Raw genomic sequence first — 12,518 nt, forward strand, 5'->3', positions numbered from 1 at the left:
ATATAGATATAGATAGAGATATTCTATTCAATTTTAAATTTATTGCCATTGAAGATTTACACAAATTTTGATCGCATCGAGAGCAGCAATCAAATCGATTTTTTTATTAAAAAAATATCAAAAAAAACAGACAGACTGATAAAAATCAAATGATCACAACTTACAACAGATATATATTCTGAAGATAACAATATCTCAGATAGCATCATATCATTGAAAAAATAATGACTGTATCTTTATATTCGCATGTGTAAACCTAAAGGATATCAATTACAATCGTAATATGCCTTAATTAGCTACATCACTAATAAATTTAATACGATATAGTCGTAGCTCTTCATCATCATAATCCCCATCAAACTCTTCGATAGCATCATCTATTTTATCATTTTCTGCTTCTAGAAAATATTCATGAATTTCCTCTTGCTGGTCTTCATCCAGAATATCATCAACCCAGTATGTTATATTAAGTTTGGTTCCACTATACACGATAGCTTCCATTTCTTTAATAAACTCAGTCATATCCATTCCTTTGGCCGCTGCAATATCATCTAATGGTAATTTACGATCTACATTCTGGATAATATACAATTTAAGACCACTATTCGCTCCAGTGCTTTTTACCACAAAATCATCTGGTCGCATAATATCATTCTCTTCTACATATTTGGCAATAAGAGAAACAAATTCTTTCCCGTATTTTTTTGCTTTTCCTTCCCCCACTCCATGAACATTACCCAGCTCTTCAATAGTTACAGGATATTTTAAAGCCATATCATCAAGAGAAGGGTCCTGAAAAACGACAAATGGAGGAACTCCTAACTTTTTGGCAACACCTTTTCTTAAATCTTTAAGCATTCCAACTAATTGACTATCCGTACCTCCTTTTGCTCCTGATTTTGAGGCTGTGATTATAGAATCATCATTGGTCTCATTGTAGATATGATCTTCTGTCATCATAAAACTGACAGCATTCTCTATAAATTCTCTACCTGTAGGAGAAATTCTTATAACTCCATATGTCTCTATATCTTTCTTTAAAAATCCAGAAACCAGCACCTGCCGAATCAAAGCCATCCAATACTTATCATCTTTATATTTACCACTACCAAAAAAAGGTTGCGTATGAGTCTTATGAGAAATAATAAGCGCATTACTTTTACCTATAAGCGTATTAACCAAGTCTTTAGACTTATATATCTCTCCGGTCTTGCATACAACTTCAAGTAATAATTTAACCTCCTCTTTTGCCTCATGCTGTTTCTTGGGATTACGTACATTATCATCCATATCTGCACCTTCTCCATGAACACTATCAAAGTCTTCACCGAAATAATGTAATATAAATTTACGCCTGGAAATTGAAGTTTCGGCAAAAGCGACCACTTCTTGTAGAAGTGCTTGACCGATTTCCTGTTCAGCAACAGGTTTACCACTCATAAACTTCTCTAGCTTCTCTATATCTTTATACGCGTAATAAGCTAAGCAATGACCTTCTCCTCCATCGCGCCCGGCTCTACCAGTTTCCTGATAATAACTTTCGATACTTTTAGGAATATCATGATGAATTACAAAACGAACATCCGGTTTATCAATCCCCATTCCAAAAGCAATCGTAGCAACCACCACTTCTGCATCTTCCATTAAGAACATATCTTGATGTTTCGCCCTTGTTTTAGCATCCAATCCTGCATGATAGGGTACAGCTCTCACACCATTTACTTCCAGTGTCTGTGCCAGCTCTTCTACACGTTTTCTGCTTAAACAATATACAATACCACTTTTACCGGCATTCTGTTTTACAAAACGAATAATATCTGCATCGACATTTTTAGTTTTAGGACGTATCTCATAGAACAAATTAGGACGGTTAAAAGACGCCTTAAAGGTCGTAGCATTGCTCATACCAAGGTTCTTAAGAATATCTTCCTGAACTTTTGGAGTGGCAGTAGCTGTAAGTCCAATGATAGGAATATCTTCGCCTATCCTTTTTATTATGCTTCTCAAGTTTCTGTATTCTGGCCTGAAATCGTGCCCCCATTCACTAATACAATGAGCTTCATCTACCGCAAGGAATGAGATTTTTTGTTCTTTAAGAAAATCTACATATTCTTCCTTTGTAAGCGATTCTGGCGCTACATATAATAATTTGGTGACTCCGTTTATAATATCTCCTTTTACCCTCTTAATCTCAGATTTATTAAGGGAAGAATTCAATACATGTGCTATTCCTTCTTCAGAAGAAATACTGCGGATAGCATCAACCTGATTTTTCATTAGTGCTATCAATGGGGATACTACAATTGCTGTTCCTTCACACATTAACGCAGGTAATTGGTAGCATAGGGATTTACCACCTCCAGTAGGCATTATTACAAAAGTATTCTCTTTATTAAGAATACTTTTTATTACCTTTTCCTGCAGCCCTCTAAATTGACTAAAACCAAAGTACTTTTTTAAAGCTCCCTGCAAGTCGATTTCTTTCAAACTCATTAAATTGTTAACTTTTATATACCAATTAAATTAAAATCATTATCACTCAACCTTTACCCCAATTCAAGTCGAGTGGACTATTTCTATTATATTTTAGACCTACAAAGATAAACAAAGTCTAAATTAATATCCTTTTTTTTGAAGGTATTTAATATTCATAAGGTATTACATACCTTTGTACTATTAAAGATAATAAAATCTTTACTCATAACACGCAAATTTCGTAAATTTTGAACACCAGAGATACTATCATTTCATTTGCCCAAAAAACTATAAAAGAAGAGGCTAAAGCCATCGCTCACCTAGAGCAACTTATCGATCAGGAGTTTGCTGAAGCCGTACATACAATACATAATTCTAGTGGTAGAGTGATCATTACCGGAGTTGGCAAAAGTGCTATTATTGCTTCAAAAATAGTAGCTACTATGAATTCTACAGGAACACCTGCCGTTTTCATGCACGCAGCTGATGCCATTCATGGAGACCTTGGTAACATCCTGGAAAATGATATTGTTATTTGCATTTCTAAGAGTGGAAATACGCCTGAAATCAAGGTGCTGGTTCCTTTAATCAAAAATTTTAACAATACTTTAATTGGTATTACATCTAATAAAGACTCTTTTCTGGGCAAAGAAGCAGATTATATCTTAAATGCTTTTGTTGAAAAAGAAGCTTGTCCTAATAACCTGGCACCAACCACAAGCACTACTGCTCAACTGGTAATAGGAGATGCGGTTGCGGTTTGTCTTTTACACCTGAAAGGCTTTTCTAGCAGAGATTTTGCAAAATATCATCCCGGAGGAGCACTGGGAAAAAAATTATACCTTCGTGTCTATGATATTACAGCTGCCAATGAAAAACCCGAAGTATCGTCCGATGCAACCATTAATACTGTGATCGTCGAAATGACCGAAAAGAGACTTGGCGCAACTGCAGTCACTGAAGATCACAAAATAATTGGAATCATTACTGATGGAGATTTGCGTAGAATGCTCACCACCAATACCTCTTTTGAGGGCTTGACAGCAAAAGATATTATGACCAAAAACCCGAAAACCATTGATAATGCTGCTATGGCTGTCGATGCCATGGAAAGACTGGAAGAATATGGGATATCTCAATTACTGGCAGAGAAAAATGGTAGCTACGCTGGTTTGCTACATATTCATGACCTAATGAGAGAAGGAATATTATAATGGAAAACAATATTAATAAAGATCCACAATCGATGTCATTTCTGGATCACCTGGAAGAGTTACGATGGCACTTAATTAGAGCTACCATTGCCGTGTTAGTCACAGCAATTGCCGCATTTGTTGCAAAAGAATTCATATTTGACGTGTTAATTTTTGGCCCTAAAAAACCTAACTTCCCTACTTATAAGGCTTTATGTAACTTATCTAAACTCTTCGGACTAGATGAAAGCCTTTGTTTTAAAGAATTACCTTTTAGTGTACAAAGCAGAAAAGTTGCTGGGCAATTTTCTGTTCACATATGGACTTCGATCACTGCAGGTTTTATTGTAGCTTTCCCATATGTCTTATATGAATTCTGGAAATTTATTGCCCCTGCCATGTACGATAATGAAAAAAAATATTCTAAAGGATTTATCATCATTTGCTCTTTTCTATTCTTTCTAGGTGTTCTTTTTGGTTATTACGTGATTACCCCGCTATCTATTAATTTTTTAGGAGGATACCAGGTAAGTCCGGAAGTGTTGAATGAGTTTGACATTGATAACTATATTGCTCTGGTGAGAACTTCTGTAATTGCTTGCGGATTAATTTTTGAACTTCCGGTGATTATGTTTTTTCTTACCAAAGTAGGCTTGGTAACGCCTCAGTTTTTAAAAAAATACAGGAAATTTGCATTAGTAATCGTTCTAATCTTATCTGCCGTAATTACTCCGCCAGATATTGTCAGTCAGGTAATTGTAGCCATACCTATATTGATCTTATACGAAGTAAGTATTTTTATTTCTAAAATAGTGATCAGAAAACAACGTAAACAAAACAAAAATTTAATACAACAATCATAATGAGTGCTATCGTTGAAGAATTTAATGAATATCGGGAGAAAATGAACTCTCGTATTTTAGAAGACAATAATAAAATTATCAAAAGAATCTTTAATCTGGACACCAACGCTTACATGGAAGGTGCTCTCAACGTTAAAACCAAGGAGTTATTAGGATTGGTAGCAAGTACCGTTTTACGATGTGATGATTGTATAAAATATCATCTGGAAACCTGCTATAAAGAAGGGCTTACAAAAGAAGAAGTTGTAGAGTCGTTAAGTATTGCAACTTTAGTAGGCGGAACTATTGTAATACCTCACCTGCGTCGTGCATATGAATTCTGGGATGCATTAGAAGCGAGCGCGTCATAAAATTTAAAAGAATAAGTGTAAATTTACCTGCTTATTTTAGCAACGGTTAAAAAATAAAGAAGTCATTCTGATATGAAGTTAAAAGCAGATAATCTTATAAAGTCTTATAAAGGCCGAAAAGTGGTTAAAGGAATATCTCTGGAAGTAAACCAAGGAGAAATAGTTGGGCTTTTAGGACCTAATGGAGCTGGTAAGACTACTTCATTTTATATGATAGTTGGTTTGGTGAAACCCAATGGCGGAAAAATCACCTTAGACAATACCGATATAACTAAATTCCCAATGTATAAACGAGCACAGAATGGTATTGGGTATCTTGCTCAGGAAGCTTCTGTTTTCAGGAAACTTAGTATCGAAGACAATATTCTTAGTGTACTACAACTAACCAGTCTTTCTAAAAAAGAACAGGAACTTAAAATGGAATCTCTGATCGAAGAGTTTGGATTAGGGCATATCAGAAAAAATCGAGGAGATCTGCTAAGTGGTGGGGAACGTCGTCGTACAGAAATTGCACGGGCACTGGCAACGGATCCAAATTTTATTCTTCTGGATGAACCCTTTGCAGGTGTAGATCCTGTCGCTGTAGAAGATATTCAGCGCATTGTAGCACAGCTTAAAAATAAAAATATCGGTATTCTGATTACTGATCATAACGTACAGGAAACACTAGCCATTACAGACAGAACCTATCTTATGTTTGAAGGAAGTATTCTTAAAGCAGGTATCCCCGAAGAATTAGCAGAGGATGAAATGGTACGTAAAGTATATCTGGGTCAAAATTTTGAACTGAGAAAAAAGAAATTGGATTTTTAGAAGTTATCCAACTGTTTATTTTTTATCTAGTTTTTTAGAAGTAAATACTCATCTACTTTGGAGACCTTTCTCTAAACAGCAATGACATCAAAACGTATACTATTATTATGCAGGGTATTGCGATAAACTGCAAAAAAACAAGTAAAAGTAACATTAGGATTATAAAAAAATACCGCACCTTATTTTCGGCAAATCCCCAGCTTTTAAATTTTAATGAAAATAAAGGAATTTCTGCATTTAGCAAATAGCTGCTTAAAAGTGTCAGTACAATCAAAAACCATGGATTATCTAGTAGATTAGCTATCCATTCTGTAGATTGAAAACTCAGAATTAATGGCAAACTAACAATCAACAAGGTATTAGCAGGAGTGGGCAATCCAATAAAAGATGTTGTTTGTCGAGTATCTATATTAAATTTTGCCAATCGATATGCAGATGCCAGTGTAATTAGCAATCCTGTAAATGCAATATAAGGCATCTCTATACTGGTTAAATTCTGATCAAAACCCCAAGAGTCAAAGACAGTCCTGGATACGGTCTTCTGAGTTCTTGCTAATAACTGAAACATAACAACTCCAGGAACCAATCCACTGGTAACCATATCTGCCAGAGAATCCAACTGTAATCCGAGTTCACTTTGTACAAGAAGGATTCTGGCTGCAAAACCGTCAAAAAAATCAAATCCTATACCTAGCATTACAAACATTGCTGCCAAAACTAAATTGTTTTGTACTGCAAGAATTACTGCGATACACCCACAAAGCAGATTAAGAAGTGTAATCATATTAGGAATTTGCTTTTTGAGCCACATATAAGTTCGTTTTGCGTAAAAATAGCAAACTATTTTTGTCTATTAACACAACTTATGCAATATGAATTGGCAAATAAAGTTTATCATGTTGAAAAATAGTAAGATATTTGTCAAAAAAATTGCTTGTATTGAAAAGAATTATATCCGCCTTAGTTTTTTTAGTTGCTACGATTTCTTCGGCGCAGACTAGAAAATACTCTAATGAATTCCTAAACATTGGTGTAGATGCCGGTGCTCTGGGTATGGCGAATGCTGTAGTAGCGACCTCTGGAGATGTCAACTCTGGATACTGGAATCCTGCCGGTCTTATCAATATTGATGATAATGAAGTATCTTTTATGCATGCAGCATATTTTGCTAATATTGCTAATTATGATTATTTAGCTTTTGCAATGCCTCTGGATGAAAAAAGTGCCATTGCACTGTCTCTTATTCGTTTTGGAGTTGATGATATTCTTGATACCACAAGTTTGGTTGATGCCGATGGAAATATAGACTATACTAGAGTGAATTTATTTTCTGCTGCGGATTATGCATTTACCTTCTCATATTCCAGAAAATTACCTATAGACGGTTTGAGCTATGGTGCCAGCGCTAAGGTTGTTCGTAGAATTATCGGAGACTTTGCATCCTCCTGGGGATTTGGGTTTGATGCAGCCATACAATATCAACGTAACAATTGGCATTTCGGAATTATGGTACGTGATATAACGACTACCTTCAACGCCTGGAGTATAGAAGATTTTGCCATAGGAGATCTAAACGGTGATGGAATACCTGATGAAGATCAAATCCCACAATTAAGAGATCAGGAATTACCCGAGACTACAGAAATCACAATTCCTAAAGTACAAGTAGGTGCTGCCAGAAATTTTGACTTAGGTAAAAAATTTGGTCTCAATGCAGAATTAGATATGAATGTTCGATTTGCAGAGACCAATGATATTATTTCGTCTTCAACCTTTAGTATTACACCTGCTTTTGGATTTCAATTGGATTATTCCAAGAGTGTGTTCCTAAGAGGTGGTGTTGGCAATTTTCAGAATATCGAACAATTTGACGGGTCTGATTCTTTAGGATTTCAACCCAATTTTGGTGTTGGTTTTAACTATAAGGGGATACAAGTAGATTATGCCTTAACGGATATTGGAGATCAAAGTGCTGCTATTTATTCTAATGTTTTTTCTATAAAGGTAGATTGGAGTATTTTTAGATAAACATCACAACATCATTACATTTTTTTAGCTTTCGTTTTTCTGTTATGTAACGAAATAAGTTTATTTTCGTCCTTTAGACAGCATATTCTTATATGAAGTATCTCTTTTTTGCCATTCTTTCTGGCTTATTACTTGCTATTGGTTGGCCCACATATGGCTTTCCTTTATTTTTATTCTTTGGTTTTGTTCCATTATTGGTTGCAGAACATAAAATCCGTTATCATAATTATCATAAAAGCCAGATTTTTGGATTAGCATTCATCACTTTCTTTATTTGGAATATGATCACTACCTGGTGGATCTATAACTCTACTCCTTTTGGGATGTGGTTTGCAGAACTTGTGAATAGCCTGTTAATGACGCTGGTATTTCTTATCTATCACATAGTGGCTCGCAGAGCTTCATTCACAATAAGTATACTTTTTTTGGCGTGTATCTGGATGAGTTTTGAATATTTACATCTACAGTGGCAATTCTCCTGGCCATGGCTCAATCTGGGCAATGGCTTTGCTAATTTTACTTCCTGGATACAGTGGTATGAATATACAGGCACCTTTGGCGGAACCTTATGGATATGGATCGTTAATATCAGTATTTTTAAAAGCGTCCTTCTTTTTTTAGAACATAAAGATAAAGCTATTTTATACAAAGCTGCTATCCGCAATGGGTTGATAATTCTGATCCCAATTGTGATTTCTTTTATCATTCTCAAAACATATGAAGAAGACGGGCGAGCTGTAGAAGTTGTCATTCTGCAACCCAATATCAATCCATATACAGAGAAATATAATACTACTGATACCCGCGTAGGAGAATTACTGACAACTCTTACTACTTCTGGCATTAGTGAAAATACTGATTTTATTATCGCTCCAGAAACCGTATTTGCAGACAATAACAGATTAAAAAAATTCTCGAATTCTATTGCAAAAAATACGGCAAAAAGCATCCTATCCAATTATCCCAAAGCCAATTTTCTTTCCGGGATTTCTTTAATTGATGTTTTTAGAGACTCCTCCAGAGTTCGCCAGCAAACCAATTATCATAAAAGCGGTGTTTTTTATGATGACTATAACTCCGCTTTTCTGGTTCGGTCAGATGGTACTCACGAGCTATACAATAAAAGTAAATTGGTGGTAGGTGTAGAGAATTTTCCGTATCAAAGTATTTTTAAACCAATTGTAGGTGATGCTATGATTGATCTAGGTGGCACTGTAGCAAAAAAAACTACACAACCCGATCGCGAAGTTTTTTTTAGTAAAGATGGCTTAGGAGTTGGTCCTATAATTTGCTATGAGAGTGTATATGGAGAATTTGTGAGCGGCTATGCAAAAAACAACGCCGATTTTCTTGCCATTATTACCAATGATGCCTGGTGGGGAAACACACAAGGGCATCAACAGCATCTGGCTTATGCCAAAATAAGAGCTATAGAGACCCGCAGAAGTATTGCCAGAAGTGCTAATACAGGTATTTCTGCCATTATTAATCAAACCGGGACTATCGTATCCAAACTAGGGTATGAAGAAAAAGGTGTTCTAAAAGGAAATTTAAAAACCAATGATGCCATTACTTTTTATATGAGAGCTGGGGATTATATCGCCAGAGTTGCTATCTTTCTTATGATTTTTGTATTTCTTTTTTCTGTTACAAAACGTCGAAATAAAGCCTAACCCCTTGTTCGATTTAAGAAATACTCAAATAAAAATCAGCATTGGTATACTACTATTTCTCAAATGAAATCATCTGCTAAAATCATTTCTTTTTGTTTCACACATCAAAATAAAAAGCATTGATAGCACTGCCATCTATGAATTCTCTTATACGATTTGTGATTAAAAAATTCGTATAAATTCATTGAATTATTTTTTCTTTATGCAAGGCAAAAAAATCAAGCATAGCTATAGCTACGGTTTATTTTTTAAACGAAGTAGAAAGGAAAAAGAAACGATGAATATGCGAAATTTTTAGTTATAAATCGTATTACTCGTCTGAATTAAAAAATAATTTGATTCTGTTTACAGTGAGTTCATCTAAGAATTGATATAACTCACCTATTATTATAACATATCGATTTTCTATAAAATAAATAGCATAGGTTCTTTGTTACTTATCAACTTTGTACCTTTGCCTTCTTAAAAAAAACTTGTGAATTACGTATCTGTAGAAAATATTGCTAAATCTTTTGGAGAGCTTATACTCTTTAAAAATATATCTTTTGGTATTAATGAAGGGCAGAAAATTGGTTTTGTTGCCAAAAATGGAACTGGTAAAACCTCCCTGCTCAATATCATTGCGGGTGATGAAGAACCTGATGACGGACAAGTAGTCTACAGGAAGAATCTAAAAGTAGCCTTCCTACCGCAAGAACCTAATCTTGATGCAAGCCTTACTGTAGAACAAACGATTTTTGCTTCGGATAGTGAAATCCTTCAGGTAATTAATGCATATGAGAAAGCATTACAGAACCCTGATGACGCAGAAGCGTATCAGAAAGCTTTTGAGCAGATGGATGCTTTGAATGCCTGGGATTTTGAGACACAATACAAACAAGTACTTTTTAAGCTAAAACTAGAAAACCTGGATCAAAAAGTAAGTCAACTTTCTGGAGGACAAAAAAAAAGACTTGCACTTGCCAATATATTGCTTAGTAAACCAGAATTATTATACCTTGATGAACCTACCAATCATCTTGATCTTGAAATGATTGAATGGCTGGAAGAATATTTTGCCAAAGAGAATTTTACACTCTTTATGGTAACGCACGATCGCTATTTTCTGGAAAACGTATGCAATGAAATCGTAGAGCTCGAAAACGGTAAATTATATAGTTACAAAGGAAATTATGCCTATTACCTCAATAATAAAGAGGCAAGAATTGCGAATGAGGAAATTGCTACCGATAAAGCCAAGCAGCTCTACAAAAAAGAACTGGACTGGATGCGCCGCCAGCCCAAAGCGCGTACTACAAAATCCAAATCCAGGATTGATGATTTTTATGAGATTAAAGAACGTGCACACCAACGCAGAAACGATCACGAAATCCAACTGGAAATTAATATGGAACGTCTGGGAAGTAAAATCCTGGAAATCCATAAAGTATCAAAAAGCTTTGGAGACCTCCTGCTGCTGGATAAATATGAATATGTGTTTAAAAAAGGAGAACGAATCGGTGTTATTGGTAAAAATGGTACCGGAAAATCCACCTTTCTCAATATGCTTACCGGAGCTTTACCCCCTGATCAGGGTAAAATTATCGTAGGAGATACCGTAAAATTCGGATACTACACTCAGGCTGGAATTGTAATTAAAGAAGGCCAGAAAGTAATTGATGTCATCCGGGAGTTTGGAGATTATATCCCGCTTAAGAAAGGAAGACAAATTTCTGCTCAACAACTATTAGAACGTTTCTTATTTGATCGCAAAAAACAATATGATTTTGTAGAAAAATTAAGTGGTGGGGAACGAAAACGCCTATACCTATGTACCGTCCTGATCCAGAATCCTAATTTCTTAATCCTGGATGAACCTACCAATGACCTGGATATTGTAACTCTCAATGTGTTGGAAAATTTCCTGTTAGACTTTCCCGGATGCTTGATTGTAGTTTCTCACGATCGTTATTTTATGGATAAGATTGTAGACCACTTATTTGTGTTCAGAGGACAGGGAGTGATCGAAGATTTTCCTGGTAATTACTCTGATTATCGTATTTATGAAAACAGCCGCGAACCAGAAAAGCCAAAAACAGAAAATCCAGAACCAAAAGCTAAAAAATCCTGGAAAAAAGATAATAAGACTGCCTTATCCTATAATGAACAAAAAGAATACAGCCGTATTGAGCGAGATCTGAAGAAATTAGAAATCCAGAAAAAAGAAATTGAAACCATTTTTGCAGCAGGCACACTAGAGGGAGACAAAATCAACGAAGAATCCCAAAAACTCCAGAAAATCATCAATAGTATTGAAGAAAAAGAAATGCGCTGGCTAGCACTTTCTGAAAAAATGGAAGGATAATTCTAAAGAATAACAAGGAGCCTAAAAAAATAGCATTCTTACGTACCACTCTGTATCATTCAACTACGTAGAAGTACTATGATATTTGCAGAAAGGCTTGTTATAACTAAGAGAACATCCGCAAATGATGTGATACCAATTATTAGTGCATGATTCACTCCGTAAGTATTGCAGAGCTACTTGTTTTGATGAGAATTCCTCCGCAACTAATATGATACCAATTATTACTGTGTGATTCACTGCGCAAGCTTTGCAGAGCTATTTGTTTTGGTGAGGATTCCTCCTCAACTAATGTGATATCAATTATTGATGCACGATTCACTCTGCAAGTATTACGTAGCTATTTGTTTTAGTAAAACGTATATTATCAATAAGAAAGAGACTTAAATGGTCACAAGATGAACTAGCTAAAAAGGTTGGTACTTCTGCACCGATTATTGGTCGTTATGAGCGTAACGAGATTAAACCTTCTATTGATACGGCTAAAAGTATCGCTGATGAACTTGGAGTAACTATTGATTTTCTTATAGGTGGTGATGATACGGTTATAGATAAAGAACTACTCCAAAAAATAAAAGATATTGAGAGCTTTACCGAAGAAGAAAAAACTAAAATATATGACCTCCTTGATATGGCTATCGGATATCATAAAGGAGAGTGTAAATATAACCTTGTCTGAATACTAAATTTTTAATTTACACATTATTCAGATAAGATGACAAATACAGAACAACAAGAACTAGAGAAGAAAGCTCTTGAACAATTTATGAGCGGCAAGA

10 protein-coding genes are annotated in these 12,518 nt (G+C 35.1%); 8 read left to right on the top strand and 2 right to left on the bottom strand.

The window, feature by feature from the left end; translation table 11 throughout:
• Nucleotides 1-288 precede the first annotated feature (288 nt).
• Nucleotides 289-2,493, bottom strand: a complete 2,205-nt coding sequence (locus F0000_RS22330; RefSeq protein ID WP_188112228.1) for an ATP-dependent DNA helicase RecQ — start codon at nt 2,491-2,493, stop codon at nt 289-291.
• A 230-nt stretch (nt 2,494-2,723) separates the two neighbouring features.
• Between F0000_RS22330 and F0000_RS22335 the strand changes: the two genes are divergently transcribed.
• The 4 genes from F0000_RS22335 (at nt 2,724) to lptB (ending at nt 5,694) form a co-directional block, all read left to right on the top strand.
• Nucleotides 2,724-3,689, top strand: coding sequence for an SIS domain-containing protein (locus F0000_RS22335; RefSeq protein ID WP_149626943.1), 966 nt, complete (start codon nt 2,724-2,726; stop codon nt 3,687-3,689).
• On the top strand, nt 3,689-4,531 hold the full coding sequence (gene tatC / locus F0000_RS22340; protein ID WP_149626944.1) for a twin-arginine translocase subunit TatC: 843 nt from the start codon (nt 3,689-3,691) through the stop codon (nt 4,529-4,531). Before F0000_RS22335 ends, tatC begins: the two co-directional genes overlap by 1 nt.
• Nucleotides 4,531-4,881 (top strand): carboxymuconolactone decarboxylase family protein, encoded by a 351-nt coding sequence (locus tag F0000_RS22345; RefSeq protein ID WP_149626945.1) that lies wholly within the window; start codon nt 4,531-4,533, stop codon nt 4,879-4,881. Before tatC ends, F0000_RS22345 begins: the two co-directional genes overlap by 1 nt.
• A 72-nt stretch (nt 4,882-4,953) precedes the next feature.
• Complete coding sequence (gene lptB, locus F0000_RS22350; protein ID WP_149626946.1) at nt 4,954-5,694, top strand: LPS export ABC transporter ATP-binding protein; 741 nt, start codon at nt 4,954-4,956, stop codon at nt 5,692-5,694.
• A gap of 52 nt (nt 5,695-5,746) precedes the next feature.
• Here the strand turns inward: lptB and F0000_RS22355 are convergent, their stop codons facing one another.
• Nucleotides 5,747-6,505: a phosphatidylcholine/phosphatidylserine synthase gene (locus tag F0000_RS22355; protein ID WP_149626947.1), complete on the bottom strand. Its 759-nt coding sequence runs from the start codon at nt 6,503-6,505 to the stop codon at nt 5,747-5,749.
• A 128-nt stretch (nt 6,506-6,633) separates the two neighbouring features.
• On the opposite strand from F0000_RS22355, the gene F0000_RS22360 reads away from it, so the two are divergent.
• From F0000_RS22360 to F0000_RS22375, 4 genes are all read left to right on the top strand, one after another.
• The gene (locus tag F0000_RS22360; RefSeq protein WP_149626948.1) at nt 6,634-7,722 is read left to right on the top strand and encodes a PorV/PorQ family protein; all 1,089 of its coding nucleotides are present in this window, start codon (nt 6,634-6,636) and stop codon (nt 7,720-7,722) included.
• Between the two features lie 92 nt (nt 7,723-7,814).
• A complete protein-coding gene (gene lnt / locus F0000_RS22365; RefSeq protein ID WP_149626949.1) occupies nt 7,815-9,395 on the top strand; it encodes an apolipoprotein N-acyltransferase in 1,581 nt (526 codons plus the stop codon).
• Nucleotides 9,396-9,870: 475 nt separating this feature from the next.
• Entirely contained in the window at nt 9,871-11,739 is a 1,869-nt protein-coding gene (locus F0000_RS22370; RefSeq protein WP_149626950.1) for an ABC-F family ATP-binding cassette domain-containing protein, read from the top strand.
• A 361-nt stretch (nt 11,740-12,100) separates the two neighbouring features.
• Entirely contained in the window at nt 12,101-12,418 is a 318-nt protein-coding gene (locus F0000_RS22375; RefSeq protein ID WP_149626953.1) for a helix-turn-helix domain-containing protein, read from the top strand.
• Nucleotides 12,419-12,518 lie beyond the last annotated feature (100 nt).

The organism is Aquimarina sp. RZ0, from assembly GCF_008370685.1.
Lineage (GTDB): Bacteria > Bacteroidota > Bacteroidia > Flavobacteriales > Flavobacteriaceae > Aquimarina.

Excerpts from the sequence above, each read along its gene's own strand:
- F0000_RS22330 (WP_188112228.1), bottom strand. The coding sequence starts at position 2,493 with ATGAGTTTGAAAGAAATCGACTTGCAGGGAGCTTTAAAAAAGTACTTT.
- tatC (WP_149626944.1), top strand. The coding sequence starts at position 3,689 with ATGGAAAACAATATTAATAAAGATCCACAATCGATGTCATTTCTGGAT.
- F0000_RS22345 (WP_149626945.1), top strand. The coding sequence starts at position 4,531 with ATGAGTGCTATCGTTGAAGAATTTAATGAATATCGGGAGAAAATGAAC.
- lptB (WP_149626946.1), top strand. The coding sequence starts at position 4,954 with ATGAAGTTAAAAGCAGATAATCTTATAAAGTCTTATAAAGGCCGAAAA.
- F0000_RS22355 (WP_149626947.1), bottom strand. The coding sequence starts at position 6,505 with ATGTGGCTCAAAAAGCAAATTCCTAATATGATTACACTTCTTAATCTG.
- lnt (WP_149626949.1), top strand. The coding sequence starts at position 7,815 with ATGAAGTATCTCTTTTTTGCCATTCTTTCTGGCTTATTACTTGCTATT.